General features: G+C 71.7%; 12 protein-coding genes. 8 read left to right on the plus strand and 4 right to left on the minus strand.

The window, feature by feature from the left end:
* The first annotated feature begins 120 nt into the window (after nucleotides 1-120).
* The 4 genes from AOK15_RS26190 to AOK15_RS44245 are packed head-to-tail and all read left to right on the plus strand — an operon-like array spanning nucleotide 121 to nucleotide 2145.
* On the plus strand, nucleotides 121-768 hold the full coding sequence (locus tag AOK15_RS26190; protein ID WP_055520821.1) for a nucleotidyltransferase family protein: 648 nt from the start codon (nucleotides 121-123) through the stop codon (nucleotides 766-768).
* Nucleotides 752-1162 (plus strand): BON domain-containing protein, encoded by a 411-nt coding sequence (locus AOK15_RS47270; RefSeq protein ID WP_240508597.1) that lies wholly within the window; start codon nucleotides 752-754, stop codon nucleotides 1160-1162. Before AOK15_RS26190 ends, AOK15_RS47270 begins: the two co-directional genes overlap by 17 nt.
* Nucleotides 1159-1914, plus strand: coding sequence for a metallophosphoesterase family protein (locus tag AOK15_RS26200; protein WP_055520822.1), 756 nt, complete (start codon nucleotides 1159-1161; stop codon nucleotides 1912-1914). The genes AOK15_RS47270 and AOK15_RS26200 overlap by 4 nt, the downstream gene beginning before the upstream one ends.
* Before the next feature lie 57 nt (nucleotides 1915-1971).
* Nucleotides 1972-2145 carry a DUF6766 family protein gene (locus tag AOK15_RS44245; RefSeq protein ID WP_185093482.1) on the plus strand — a complete coding sequence of 58 codons (174 nt, stop codon included), beginning with the start codon at nucleotides 1972-1974 and terminating at the stop codon, nucleotides 2143-2145.
* 461 nt (nucleotides 2146-2606) lie between these two features.
* On the opposite strand, the gene AOK15_RS26205 is transcribed toward AOK15_RS44245, so the two are convergent.
* Nucleotides 2607-4484, minus strand: a complete 1878-nt coding sequence (locus AOK15_RS26205) for an ABC transporter ATP-binding protein (RefSeq protein WP_185093878.1) — start codon at nucleotides 4482-4484, stop codon at nucleotides 2607-2609.
* Nucleotides 4485-4634: 150 nt separating this feature from the next.
* On the opposite strand from AOK15_RS26205, the gene AOK15_RS26210 reads away from it, so the two are divergent.
* From AOK15_RS26210 to AOK15_RS26220, 3 genes are all read left to right on the plus strand, one after another.
* Entirely contained in the window at nucleotides 4635-5615 is a 981-nt protein-coding gene (locus AOK15_RS26210) for a lysylphosphatidylglycerol synthase transmembrane domain-containing protein (protein ID WP_055520824.1), read from the plus strand.
* Nucleotides 5616-5969: 354 nt separating this feature from the next.
* The gene (locus tag AOK15_RS26215; RefSeq protein WP_055520825.1) at nucleotides 5970-7067 is read left to right on the plus strand and encodes a mechanosensitive ion channel family protein; all 1098 of its coding nucleotides are present in this window, start codon (nucleotides 5970-5972) and stop codon (nucleotides 7065-7067) included.
* Between the two features lie 288 nt (nucleotides 7068-7355).
* On the plus strand, nucleotides 7356-9575 hold the full coding sequence (locus AOK15_RS26220; RefSeq protein ID WP_055520826.1) for an NADP-dependent isocitrate dehydrogenase: 2220 nt from the start codon (nucleotides 7356-7358) through the stop codon (nucleotides 9573-9575).
* Nucleotides 9576-9779: 204 nt separating this feature from the next.
* On the opposite strand, the gene AOK15_RS26225 is transcribed toward AOK15_RS26220, so the two are convergent.
* Nucleotides 9780-10748 carry an alpha/beta hydrolase gene (locus AOK15_RS26225; protein ID WP_055520827.1) on the minus strand — a complete coding sequence of 323 codons (969 nt, stop codon included), beginning with the start codon at nucleotides 10746-10748 and terminating at the stop codon, nucleotides 9780-9782.
* A gap of 311 nt (nucleotides 10749-11059) precedes the next feature.
* Between AOK15_RS26225 and AOK15_RS26230 the strand changes: the two genes are divergently transcribed.
* Complete coding sequence (locus AOK15_RS26230; protein ID WP_055520841.1) at nucleotides 11060-11479, plus strand: MarR family winged helix-turn-helix transcriptional regulator; 420 nt, start codon at nucleotides 11060-11062, stop codon at nucleotides 11477-11479.
* 88 nt (nucleotides 11480-11567) lie between these two features.
* Here the strand turns inward: AOK15_RS26230 and AOK15_RS26235 are convergent, their stop codons facing one another.
* Entirely contained in the window at nucleotides 11568-12551 is a 984-nt protein-coding gene (locus AOK15_RS26235) for an aldo/keto reductase (RefSeq protein WP_055520828.1), read from the minus strand.
* Between the two features lie 232 nt (nucleotides 12552-12783).
* On the minus strand, nucleotides 12784-13980 hold the full coding sequence (locus AOK15_RS26240; protein ID WP_055520829.1) for a hypothetical protein: 1197 nt from the start codon (nucleotides 13978-13980) through the stop codon (nucleotides 12784-12786).
* Nucleotides 13981-14036 lie beyond the last annotated feature (56 nt).

Raw genomic sequence — 14036 nt, forward strand, 5'->3', positions numbered from 1 at the left:
TCGCCCGTCGCCCGTCGCCCGCCTCGCCATCGCCCGTAGCCGCACTATCGTGGAAGGCATGGAGAACCCCTACGTGCTCCAGCGGTGCTCCGCACTCTTCGTGGCGGCCGGAGGGCGCACGTGAAGACGCGAGACGGTGGAGTCCGGGCGGCGGGCGATCTCGCCGACCCGAGCGACGACGGGCTCCCACCGGACCGCACCCAGGCGATCCTCGAAGCGGCCAAGGAAGTCGCTTCGCTGCTCAAGGCGGGCGGGCACCCCTTCGCGTTGGCGGGCGGTGTCGCCGTGTACGCCCACGGTGGCCCGGGCACCCTCCAGCACGACGTCGACTTCTGTGTCCTGCCCGAGGACATCGACGCAGTCACCGTGACCCTGGAATCGGCGGGCCTCGCAGTGGTCCAGCCCCCCGAGGACTGGCTGCTGAAGACCCGGAGTCACGGCCAGGAGGTCGATCTGATCTTCCGGCCGGCCCGGGTGCCGGTGAGCCGGGAGCTGCTGGACCGGGCGGAGGTGCTGTCGGTCCAGTCCGTGTGGATGCCGGTGCTGTCGGCGACGGACCTGCTCATCGGGCGGCTGATGTCGTTCTCGGAGCACTACTGCGACTTCGGTTCCGCGCTGCCGATCGCCCGGACCCTGCGGGAGAAGATCGACTGGGCCCGGGTCCGGCGGGAGTGCGGTGCCGTACCGATGCCCGCGGCCTTCCTGTATCTGCTGGAGCGCCTCCATGTGATCGAGCCGGAGGAGACCGGCCATGGCGACACCACCTGACGACGGCACGCGCGCCGAAGCCGGCGCCGGACCGGACGCCGCCGACAGCGCCCCGGACGCCGCCCCCACCGGCCCCGCACAGTCCGGGCGGTCCGCGCAGTCGGCGCAGTCCGGCCAGCCCGCACGGCCGGCGCAGCCCGCGCACCCCACCTCGAACACCGAGTACCGCATCGCCCACCTGGGCGAACGGCTCGCCGGCGGTGATCTCGCCGAGCTGGGTATGCGGATCGAGTCGCGGGGCGACTCCGTGCACATCACCGGCACCGCGTCCACCGCACACGACCGTGAGGCGATCCTGCGTCTGGCCGCGGAGGAGCTGCCGGGCATCGCCGTCCGGGCCGACATCGCGCTGGCCGACGTGACCGCGCCAGACCATCCGGAGGACCTGTCGTGATCCGGGTCGCCGCCGTCGGGGACATCCATCTGGGGCCGGACAGCCGCGGCCTGCTCCGGCCCGCGTTCGAGACGCTCCACCGGCAGGCCGACCTGTTGCTGCTGGCCGGTGACCTCACCCGGCACGGCACTCCCGAGGAGGCGCGGGTCGTCGCCGACGAGGTGGCGGGGCTGCCGGTGCCCGTGATCGCGGTCCTCGGCAACCACGACCACCACGCCGAGCAACCCGACGACGTCACGGACGTCCTCCGTTCGGCGGGCGTGACGGTGCTGGAGGGCGAGGGGACCGTCGTCGAGGTCGACGGGGTCCGGGTGGGCGTCGCCGGGACGAAGGGGTTCGGCGGCGGCTTCGCCGGGCGCAGCGGCAGCGAGTTCGGCGAACCCGAGATGAAGGCCTTCGTCCGGCACACCCGGGGGCTCGCGGACGGGCTGCGCGGGGCCCTCGACGGACTGGCGGCGGACGGCTGCGCGGTGCGTATCGCGCTCACCCACTTCTCGCCCGTGCCGGACACACTGGTCGGTGAGCCGCTGGAGATCTACCCGTTCCTCGGCAGCTATCTGCTGGCGGAGGCGGTGGACGAGTCGGGCGCCGACCTCGCCGTCCACGGCCACGCCCATCTGGGCACCGAGCACGGCATCACCAGCGGCGGGGTACGGGTCCGCAACGTCGCCCAGCCGGTCATCCGGCGCGCCTTCGCCGTGTACGGGCTACCGGTGGACGGCTCCCCCACCACGGCGGCCAGCGCGGCGTAGCGCCGGTTGCCCCAGCCGAAACGACGAGCAGCTGAGGCAGCTCCAGGCGCCCCTGACGTGGGGTCAGTACGTCCTCACGGCCGACTTCTGGAACGCACGCTGCAGAACTGGCAGTCGGAGTTCCTCGCCATCGCCTTCATGCCGATCCTCTCGATCCATCTGCGCCGGCGCGGTTCCCCGGAGTCGAAGCCGGTCGGTTCGACCCACACCTCCACCGGTGTGGAGGGCTGAACCGTTCCTGGGGACTGAACATGAGTGAGCCCGCCCAGCCGCACGCCCCGAACGGTCTTGGGCGCTCCCCCACTGCCACAAGGGCGTGGGAGGTACCCCCAGGTCCCCGGCGTACTCGACCCCGGGGCGGCGACACGCATCCTGTGCATGGTCCGATCCCGGGAGGCCGGTTCCCTCACGACCTGGCCAAGTGGGTACGGACAGAGGGCGACGGAGAGGCCCCAGACCTTCTCTCCGGAGGAAAAGGGGCTCCGCACGCCGGCTCCGTTCCCGGTGTCCCAGATCGCCCGCTCACCGTAGCCCGAACAGCCCACACCGCCCCAAGCCCGGAAGCCGACCATCACACGATCGAGCTAATTCACCCGCGTACACACTCCCCGACGAGTAGTTGGCAACCCCGGCCCGGTCTCGCATGACCGGGCCGGGTGAGGAGATCCGTGCGGTGCCTCGGAGGCCGTTTGCTAGGCGACCGTCACCGGCGGCTTGTCCTTCGTGAACTGCGTGCGGTACAGCTGCGCGTACCGGCCGTCCGCCGCGAGGAGTTCCTCGTGGGTGCCGCGTTCCACGATCCGCCCGGCCTCGACGACGAGGATCTGGTCGGCGGCCCGTACGGTCGACAGGCGGTGGGCGATGACCACGGCGGTGCGGCCCTCCAGCGCCTCCGTCAAGGCCTCCTGGACGGCGGCCTCGGAGGTGTTGTCGAGGTGGGCGGTGGCCTCGTCGAGGATGACGACGCGCTGGCGGGCCAGCAGCAGCCGGGCGATGGTCATGCGCTGGCGTTCGCCGCCGGAGAGCCGGTAGCCGCGTTCGCCGACCACCGTGTCGAGGCCGTCGGGCAGGGACCGTACGAGGTCGTCGAGGCGGGAGCGGCGCAGGACTTCCCACAGGTCGTCGTCGGTGGCGCCGGGGCGGGCGAGCAGCAGGTTGGCACGGACGGTGTCGTGGAAGAGGTGCCCGTCCTGGGTGACCATGCCGACGGTGCCGCGCAGCGACTCGGCGCTCAGGTCCCGTACGTCGACGCCGCCGATGCGGACGCGGCCGGCGTCGGTGTCGTACAGGCGGGGCAGGAGCTGGGCGACGGTCGACTTGCCGGCGCCGGAGGAGCCGACGAGGGCGATCGTGCGGCCGGGTTCGGCGCGGAAGGAGATCCCGTGCAGGACCTCGCTGCCGCCCCGGGTGTCGAGCGCGGCCACCTCCTCCAGGGAGGCGAGGGAGACCTTGTCGGCGGACGGGTAGCCGAAGCGGACGTCCTCGAACTCGACGGACACGGGGCCCTCGGGCACCTCGCGGGCGTCCGGTTTCTCGTCGATCAGCGGTTTCAGGTCGAGTACCTCGAAGACCCGCTCGAAGCTGACGAGGGCGCTCATGATCTCGACGCGGGCGCCGGCGAGGGCGGTCAGCGGGGCGTAGAGGCGGGTCAGCAGGAGGGCCAGGGAGACGATCGCGCCCGGTTCGAGGGTGCCACGCAGCGCGAACCAGCCGCCGAGGCCGTAGACGAGGGCGAGCGCCAGGGCGGAGACGAGGGTGAGGGCGGTGATGAACACCGACTGCGCCATCGCCGTGCGCACGCCGATGTCGCGCACCCTGCGGGCCCGTTCGGCGAACTCCGCGGACTCGTCGGCCGGGCGTCCGAAGAGTTTGACGAGGGTGGCGCCGGGCGCCGAGAAACGTTCGGTCATCCGGGTGCCCATGGCCGCGTTGAGGTCGGCGGCCTCCCGCTGGAGCCGGGCCATCCGGGTGCCCGTCCGGCGGGCGGGGATCACGAACACGGGCAGCAGGACCAGCGACAGCAGGGTGATCTGCCAGGACAGGGTGAGCATCACGGTGAGGGTGAGGACCAGGGTGACCAGGTTGCCGACCACTCCGGACAGGGTGTTGCTGAAGGCCCGTTGGGCGCCGATGACGTCGTTGTTGAGACGACTGACGAGCGCTCCCGTACGAGTACGTGTGAAGAACGCGACCGGCATGCGCTGCACATGATCGAAGACGGCGGTCCGCAGATCGAGGATGAGTCCCTCGCCGAGCCTCGCCGACAGCCATCGGCCCAGCAGCCCGAGGGCCGCCTCGGCGACCGCGATGAGGGCGATGAGCACGGCAAGGCGGACGACGAGCGCCTCGTCCCCGTCCGACACGATCACATCTACGACGTTCCCCGCGAGCACCGGCGTCGCGACGGCGAGAAGGGCGGTCACCACACTGACCGCGACGAACCACGCGATACGGCGACGATGTGGACGGGCGAAGGTCCCGACGCGCCGTAGCGTCGTCCGGGCGAAGGGGCGGCTCGGCCGCCGGGCGTTCGACATGCCCTGCAGCTGGCTCCATGCGGTCATCTCCATACTCATGGGAAGAACGCTAGAACCTCAACCAATCTTGAGGTCAACTGGTTTTCCGGGAGTACCCCGCGTGCGGTGAAGTCCCGCGCCGGTCACCGCCCGTCCGCGCGTCCGCAACCCGCCGTTGGGACGTGGCGGAAAACCTCTCCCGGTGTGACAGCGATACGGCTCCCCGAAGGGCTCTCCAGGCGTGTCCCGGTCCACCGGATCCTCCCGGTCCGCCGGATCCTGTGCCTGCTCCCCCTCGCCCTGGTCCTCGCCCTCGCCGTACGCCATCGTTCCGTCCTCGCCGAGGGGTTCGGGCAGTTGGCGACCGCACGGTGGCCCTGGCTGGCGACGGCGGTCTGCGCGACCTGCCTGACCTGGGTGGCGGCGGCCGTGACCCGGCAGGGCGCCCTCGTCGAACGGCTGCCCGCCCGGCGGCTGCTGGCCACCCAGTTCGCGGCCGGCGCGGCGAACCATCTGCTGCCCAGCGGCCTCGGGGCGAGCGCGGTGAACCTGCGGTTCATGACGGTGTGCGGGGTGCCGCCGGCCCGTTCGTCGGCGGCGCTCGCCCTGTACCTGCTGGCCGAGTCCGTCGCCCGGCTGGGCCTGCTGCTGGCCCTGCTGTTGGCGTTCCCCGGCGCGCTGCGCCTCGGCCCGCTCCTCCCGGACGAGTCGACCGCTCCCCTGCTGGCCGCAGTCGCCGGGGTGGTCTGCGCGGCCGGGCTCGCACTGCTGCTCGTACGGCGGCTGCGCACCGCCGTGTCCGGTTTCGTGCGCAGGGCGTTGGGCGAGGCCCGCTCGGTGCACACACGGCCGGTCCGGGTGCTCGCCCTGTGGGGCGGTTCGCTGGCCTTCCCCGCACTCCAGGCGGCCGGACTGGCCGCCGTCGGGCTGGCGCTGGGCCTGCGGATACCCGTGCTCCACATGGCGGTCGCGTACCTCGCGGCCACCGTCGCGGTCGCCCTGGTCCCGACACCGGGCGGCCTCGGGTCCGTGGACGCGGCGCTCGTGGTCGCCCTGATCGCGGCGGGCGCCCCGGCCGCCGTGGCCACGGCGGTGGTGCTGGCGTACCGGGCGATCACGCTCTGGCTGCCTTTGCTGCCGGGGGCGTTGACGCTGGCGGCGCTGGTACGGCTGAAGGTGCTCTGAGCGGGCGCGGGCGCCGCCGCCGACCGGGTCGGCGCGGACCGGACCACCCCGAGACCGACGACAAGGAGCGCGGTGGTGTTGTGACGCGGTGGCGCGGTGGCGCTGTGGCGCGTATCAGACATTCCGCCGCGTTCGACGGGTCGTCAATGGCCGATCCACGCAGGTCCGGTGCCGATCAGCAGGACGAGTGCGGCAGGATGAGCGGTCGCGCCCGACGTCGCACACGCGTCCGGGCAAGCATGATCGTGCATTCCGGATTCTGGCAGGTGGCAAGGTGACGACACATCACATACGGTCCGCGGGACATGACATACGGCCCGTCGACCGCTCCCCCCGCCCCTCGGGAGGCGACCGATGACCCGGACCCTCACCGTCGACGACTGCCTCGTGGCCGGAATCATCCTGGTCGCGGGCCTGGCGGCCGCGTTCCTGCTGCGCCTGCTGCTGCGCTGGCTCGGCAGGCACGCGACGAAGACCCGATGGAGCGGTGACGACGTCATCGTCGACGCGCTGCGCTCCCTGGTCCCGTGGGGCGCGTTCGTCGGCGGCGCGGCGGCCGCGGCGGCGGCGCTGCCGCTCACGCGGACGGTCCACCACAATGTGAACCAGTCGCTGACCGTGCTGCTGATCCTGGTCGCGACGATCACCGCGGCCCGCGTGATCGCCGGTCTGGTCCGTACGGTGACCCAGTCGCGGGCCGGAGTCGCCGGCTCGGTGACCATCTTCGTGAACATCACCCGGGTCGCGGTCCTCGCGCTCGGCTGCCTGGTGATCCTCCAGACCCTGGGCATCCCGGTCGCGCCACTGGTCACCGCCCTCGGTGTCGGCGGTCTCGCGGTGGCGCTGGCCCTTCAGGACACTCTCGCCAACCTCTTCGCGGGCATCCACATCCTCGCGTCGAAGACGGTCCAGCCGGGCGACTACATCCGGCTGAGCAGCGGCGAGGAGGGCTATGTCGTCGACATCAACTGGCGGCAGACGACGATCAAGTCGCTCTCCAACAACCTGGTGATCATCCCGAACGGGCAGCTCGCCGGCACGAACATGACCAACTTCAACCAGCCCGAGCAGGACATGACCCTGCTCGTGCAGGTGGGCGTCGCCTACGACAGCGACCTGGAGCACGTGGAGCGGGTCACCAACGAGGTCATCGCCGAGACCATGAAGGACGTCGAGGGCGCGGTGCCGGACCATGAGCCCGCCGTGCGCTTCCACACGTTCGGCGACTCGCGGATCGGTATGACCGTGATCCTCGGGGTCGGGGAGTTCAGCGACCAGTACCGGATCAAGCACGAGTTCATCAAGCGCCTGCACCGGCGCTACCGGGCCGAGGGCATCCACATCCCGGCACCCCGCCGGACGGTCACGCTCCAGCCGGGGGCGGGCGGGGGTGCGGGCGTCGAGATCCCGCACCAGCGCGAGGCTTCGATCGACTCCGTCGAGGCGCGGTAGGGGTTGCCGCGGGGTACGTACCTGCGGGTGCGTGGGGGCCGATCGCGCAGTTCCCCGCGCCCCTGGAAGGGTCGGGCCTGCGGCCCGCCCTTCAGCTGAAAAGCACGGGGCGCAGCCCCGGACGCTTTTCAGGGGCGCGGGGAACTGCGCGAACAACCACAACGCACCCGCACTCGCCGACGTCGGCGCACCCCCGAGTCACTAGGCGCCCGGCCCCCTGCGCCGCACGGCCCCCGCACGAGATATCTTGATGTCGAGCAATGTTGCAGACGTGGAGCGGAGCACCCGGTGACTGACTCGACCATCATCTACACACACACTGACGAGGCCCCGGCCCTGGCGACGTATTCGTTCCTGCCGGTGATCAAGGCGTACGCCTCGCAGGCCGGTGTCTCCGTCGAGACCCGTGACATCTCGCTGGCCGGGCGCATCATCGCGGTCTTCCCGGAGTACCTCCAGGAGGACCAGCGTGTCCCCGACGCCCTCTCCGAGCTGGGCGAGCTGGCCAAGACGCCCGCGGCGAACATCATCAAGCTGCCGAACGTCTCGGCGTCGATCCCGCAGCTGAAGGCCGCCGTCGCGGAGCTGCAGAGCCAGGGCTACGCGCTGCCGGACTACCCGGACGACCCGAAGACCGACGAGGAGCGCGAGATCCGCGCCCGTTACGACAAGATCAAGGGTTCCGCGGTGAACCCGGTCCTGCGTGAGGGCAACTCCGACCGCCGCGCCCCCGCCTCCGTCAAGAACTACGCCAAGACCCACCCGCACCGCATGGGTGCCTGGACCTCCGAGTCCAAGACCAACGTGGCGACGATGGGCGAGAACGACTTCCGCTCCACCGAGAAGTCCGTGGTGATCGCCGAGGACGGCGCGCTGAGAATCGAGCTGGTCGGCGACGACGGCACCACCACCGTGCTGCGCGAGTCCGTACCGGTCCTCGCGGGCGAGGTCGTCGACGCCTCCGTGATGCGGGTCGCCGCGCTGCGCGAGTTCCTCACCGCCCAGGTCGCCAAGGCCAAGGCGGAGGGCGTGCTGTTCTCCGTGCACCTGAAGGCCACGATGATGAAGGTCTCCGACCCGATCGTCTTCGGTCACGTGGTGCGCGCCTTCTTCCCGAAGACGTTCGCGAAGTACGGCGCGACGCTGGCCGCGGCCGGTCTGTCCCCGAACGACGGCCTGGGCGGCATCTACAAGGGCCTTCAGGCCCTGCCGGAGGGCGCCGAGATCAAGGCCTCCTTCGACGCAGAGCTCGCCGAGGGCCCGGAGCTGGCGATGGTCGACTCCGACAAGGGCATCACCAACCTGCACGTGCCGTCCGACGTCATCGTCGACGCCTCGATGCCGGCCATGATCCGCACCTCCGGCCACATGTGGGGCCCGGACGGCCAGGAGGCCGACACCCTCGCGGTGCTCCCGGACTCCTCGTACTCCGGTGTCTACCAGGCCGTGATCGACGACTGCCGCGCCCACGGCGCCTACGACCCGTCGACGATGGGCTCGGTTCCGAACGTCGGCCTGATGGCGCAGAAGGCCGAGGAGTACGGCTCCCACGACAAGACCTTCGAGATCGCGACCACGGGCACGGTCCGTCTGGTCGACGGCAACGGCGTCGCCGTCATCGAGCAGACCGTCTCCGCCGGTGACATCTTCCGCGCCTGCCAGACCAAGGACGCCCCGATCAAGGACTGGGTGAAGCTGGCCGTCACCCGCGCCCGCGCCACCGGTGACCCGGCGGTGTTCTGGCTGGACGAGACCCGCGCCCACGACGCCAACCTGATCGCCAAGGTCAACACGTACCTGGCGGACCACGACACCGAGGGCCTGGACATCCGGATCCTCGCCCCGGTCGAGGCGACCAAGCTGTCGGTGGAGCGCATCCGCCGCGGCGAGAACACCATCTCCGTCACCGGCAACGTCCTGCGTGACTACCTCACCGACCTGTTCCCGATCCTGGAGCTGGGCACCAGCGCCAAGATGCTGTCGGTCGTCCCGCTGATGGCGGGCGGCGGTCTGTTCGAGACGGGCGCCGGCGGCTCCGCCCCGAAGCACGTCCAGCAGCTGGTCAAGGAGAACTACCTGCGCTGGGACTCCCTCGGCGAGTTCTTCGCCCTGGTCCCGTCGCTGGAGCAGTACGCCGAGGCCACCGGCAACACCCGCGCCAAGGTGCTGGCCGACACCCTGGACCGCGCGACGGCGACCTTCCTCAACGAGGACAAGTCCCCCTCGCGTCGTCTCGGCGGCATCGACAACCGCGGCAGCCACTTCTTCCTGTCCCTGTACTGGGCGCAGGAGCTGGCCGCGCAGACCGAGGACGCCGACCTGGCGAAGGCGTTCGCCCCGCTCGCCGAGACGCTCTCCGCGAACGAGCAGAAGATCGTCGACGAGCTGATCGCCGTCCAGGGCAAGGAGGCCGAGATCGGCGGCTACTACCAGCCCGACCCGGCCAAGGCCGCCGCGGTCATGCGCCCGTCGGCCACGTGGAACGAGGCGCTGGCGAACTTCGCCTGACGCTCCGCTCGGCCCGGCCGACCCGACGGCACCGCGGCTCGCCCGTGGTCCCCAGGTCGGCCACCCCCGTGAGGCCACACACCGCCGCCCCGGTCGGGTTCCTTCCCGGCCGGGGCGGCGTGCTGTCGGGGCGGCGTGCTGCCGGAGTCTCGGTGCGGCGCCTGTGACGGCGCCCCCGGAGCTGTCAGGCGGCGCAGGAAGTCGTCAGGCGGTGCCGAGGGCCGTGCGCAGGGTGACGATCGCCTGGGTAATCGCGGCCTCGGCGGCCCGTGTCTCCCGCAGGGCGTTCAGCATCACGAAGTCGTGGATGACGCCCTGGTAGCGCACGGCTGTCACCGGGACACCGGCCTCGCGCAGCTTGTTCGCGTACGCCTCGCCCTCGTCGCGCAGCACATCGGCCTCGGCGGTGATGACGAGCGCCGGCGGCAGACCCGCCAGCTGGTCGGCGGAGGCGCGCAGCGGTGACGCGGTGATCTGCGCCCGCTCCCGCTCGCTCGTCGTGTACTGGTCCCAGAACCACCGCATCGCATCGCGCCGCAGGAAGTAGCCCTCGGCGAAGTGCCGGTAGGAGCCGGTGTCGAAGGCGGCGTCGGTGACCGGGTAGAAGAGGACCTGCTGGACCAGCGGGACGTCGCCGCGTTCCTTCGCCATCAGGGTCAGCGCGGCGCTCATGTTGCCGCCGACGGAGTCACCTGCCACCGCGATACGGGCCGCGTCGAGGCCGTGCCGGGCACCTTCCGCGACGATCCAGCGGGCCACCGCGTAGTTCTGCTCTACGGCGACCGGGTAACGGGCCTCGGGCGACAGGTCGTACTCGGGGAAGACGACCGCGGCCCGCGCGCCCACCGCCAGCTCCCGCACCAGCCGGTCGTGGGTGTGGGCGTTGCCGAAGACCCATCCGGCGCCGTGGATGTACAGGATCACCGGCAACACCCCCTCGACCCCGGCGGGCCGGACGATCCTGGCCCTCACCTCGCCGGTGGGGCCGCTCGGGACGGTCACCCACTCGTCGTCGACGTCCGGCTTCGCGATGTCGCCCGACTGCACCTCGTCGACGACCTTGCGCCCCTCGGCCGGGCCGAGGTCGAAGAGGTACGGCGGGTTCGCGGTGGCCTCGGCGAAGGCCGCGGCGGCGGGTTCGAGGACGGGGCGGAGGGCGGTGCTCTCGGACATGGCGATCTCCTCGGGTGGGGTGCCGGTGGGGTGCCGCGGGAGGGTCCGCCCGCGTGGTTCGCCGGGGGCTGCGGCACACCAGAAAGATAGCGAACGATTAAGTCGCACACAACTAATTAGTAGGCGATTCCCTTTCTCGCGATTCCTTAGGGCTCGATATGACCGCGTGGCTGCCGGTAGGGTGGGAGATCGTCAGGGACGGCACGGGACGGAGGAGCGACACCGTGAGCACAGTCGGCGAACTCGTGGGTACCGCCGGAGCAGAACCGGCGGAACCGGCGGAACCGGCGGAACCGGCACAGGGGCACACCCTGCTCCTGGACGACCAGCTCTGTTTCGCCCTGTACGCCGCATCGCGCGCCGTCACGGCTCGCTACCGGCCCCTGCTGGAGAAGCTGGGCCTGACCTATCCGCAGTACCTGGTCATGCTGGTCCTCTGGGAGCAGGACTCGATATCCGTGCGCGACCTGGGCGCCGCGCTCCAGCTGGAGTCCAGCACGCTCTCACCGCTCCTGAAGCGCCTGGAGGCCGGCGGCCTGCTCCGCCGCGAACGCCGCCCGGACGACGAGCGGTCCGTCGCCATCCGCCTCACCGAGACCGGGGCCCGACTGGAGGAGCTGGCCCGGACCGTACCGGTGGACATCGGCGCCGCGATGGGCCTGACCCCCGAGCAGCACACCCTCACCCAGCAACTGCTGCGCCTGCTCACCGCGAACGTCAGCCAGGGCTGAGGGGCCCCGGCCCCGGGAATCCCGGCGCGCCCGGTCAACGCGTACAGCACCGGCGCGCGCGCCAGGCCAGCGGCCGGCGCGCGCCGGTTCAGTGCGCCGCATCGAGCCGGTGCCGCTGTTCGGCGGTCAGCTCCAGGTCCACGGCGGCGAGGTTCTCCTCCAGCTGCGCCACCGAGGAGACCCCCGCGAGCGGCACGATCGGGAGCCGGCCGCCCAACTGCCACGCCAGCACGACCTGGTTGACGGTCGCCCCGCTCTCCCGCGCCACCTCCCGCAGCACCTTCATCCGGGCCGGCGTGCCCGGGTGGTCGTAGTCGCGCTGAAGCTTCTCGGGGCGTACGTAGCCGCCGGTGAGCAGCGGCGAGTAGGCGACGAGGGTGAGGTCCGGCTCGGCCTCCAGGTAGCTCAGGGCTTCGGCGGTGGCCGCGCCGAGCGTGCCGTGCGCCCAGAGGGAGTTGGGGACGTCGGTCCGCGGCCGCAGATAGCTGTGGTGGTACTGGAGCACCTCGTAGCCGGGCAGTCCCGCCGCGGCGGCGAGGGCGCGGGCCCGCTCCACGCGCCAGATGGCGTGGTTGCTCACGCCGAGCAGCCCGACCGTGCCCTCGGCGACGAGTTCCGCGAACGCCTCGACGGTCTCCCTCGGCGAAACCGTACGGTCCTCGATGTGCGCGTAGAGCAGGTCGAGCCGCTCCACCCCGAGGCGCTCCCGACTGCGCTCCGCCGACTCCCGGATCACCTTCGCCGACAGCCCCTCGGCGTTGTCGACGTAGCTCGTGCCGGGGGCGAGGGGCCGGGCTCCGAGCTTGGTGGCGATGACGATCTCGGTTCCTGTCCCCCGGCTGCGGCGCCACCGTCCGAGCAGCTCCTCGCTCTGCCCGCCCTGACCGCCGTCGATCCAGAAGGCGTAGTTGTCGGACGTGTCGATGAAGTTGCCCCCGGCTTCGACGTAGCGGTCGAGCACCGCGAACGACGTCTTCTCGTCCGTCCGCGAACCGAACAGCATCGCGCCGAGCGACAACACGCTCACCTCACGACGGGTCTTCGGGTCACTGCCGATCGTGCGGTATTTCATACCGATACCTCCCGTTGAGCCCGTTCGGGCCGTTCGTCGGACCTCGGGAGGGAGTCTTCAGGTTGGAGCGCGCGCGAAGTCAAGCGTGCGCGCGTCGGGCGGGGTCGGACCGGAAGCGGGGCGGGCGACGTCGGGTCGGAAGCGGGGCACTTCCGCTGGGGTCGCGGCTGCTGGGGACATGACCTACCAGGACTTGCCCGGCCGATCCTGTCGGCCGGACACGGGGCACGCCCTATTCGCCCCGCGAGCGGTTCAGGCGGTGGACGGCTCGGGCGGTGTCGTGAGCCTCCCGCTCGGCCTCGGTCAGCGCCGCGGTGGCCGTCCGCCGCCTCTCCTCGGCCTGTCGCTGCTCCTGTTCGGCACGGTCGAGGTCCTCTCCGGCATGACCCGCGTACTCCTCGGCACGACCGACCTGCTCCTCCGCGAGACCGACCTGCTCCTCGGCGCGACGGACCTGTTCTTGGGCGCGTTCGAGGGCTTTCCGCGCCTTGAGGAGCTGCTGCTCGGCGGCGGACGCCTGGCGCCGCGCCCGGTCACGGTGGTCGCGGGTCCGCTTCAGCGACGCGTCGGCGTCCTCCACTTCCGCGCGCCGGTCACCGAGCCGCCGTTCAGCGACCTCGGCCGCCTCCCGGGCCCGAGCGAGCCGCTGTTCCCGCTCCGCCTGCCGCTCCCGCTCCCGCTCCAACCGCAGTTGCCGTTCACGGCGGCGCTCGGCGAGTTCGTCCTTCCCGCCGCGGACGCGCGTCGGCGCAGCCGGCGACTCGGCGGAGGCGGACCGCTTCCCCTTCTCGGGGGCCGGCCGCTTCTCCGTCGCACGGGCCGGCCGCTTCTCCGTCGCACGGGCGGGCCGCTTCGCTGTCGTGGGGGCATCGGCGGCCGGTTCGGTGTCGGAGGAGAAGGTGGACGGCGGGGCAAGGGCTGTTTCCAGCCGACCTCCGGACCAGCGCCGGGCGGCATCCGCGTCGGCCAGCACGGCGCGCAGCGTGGACTCGACCTCCTGCATTACCGAGCCGGACAGCGGCTGCCCGGCCGTCCTCGCGAGCCCCGCGGCCTCCCGGGACAGGGCGGCGACGACCCGGCGCCGCTGGTCGGACAGCTCCTTGAGGCCGCCGGGGTCCAGCGTGCGGTACGCCTCACGCAGCGACTCCCCCAGCTCGAGGAACTGCCGGCTCTCCTCCGGGCGGGAGCGCAGCAACAGATTGGCCGCCCATGCCGCCAGGGTGGGCCGACGCGCACCTCGGATGGCCCGCGCGTCGTCGCCGCGACCGGACGTCCTGGCCGCGGCCGCCCACACCTCGCGGCGGCCGACGAAGTCCGACGGCGGGGTCACGTACAGCTCGTCGAGCACCGTCTCGACGTCGCGGCCGTCCGGCCGGTCCTGCCGGTCGGGCCCTTCGGCCTCCCGGTGCCTCACCCGCTTGCCTGGCATGACCCCCAGCCTGCACCGGACCGTCCGACCTCGCACATCGCCTGATGCTTCGTCCT

Origin of the sequence: Streptomyces ossamyceticus (assembly GCF_001418475.1) — a bacterium.
Classification (GTDB): domain Bacteria; phylum Actinomycetota; class Actinomycetes; order Streptomycetales; family Streptomycetaceae; genus Streptomyces; species Streptomyces ossamyceticus.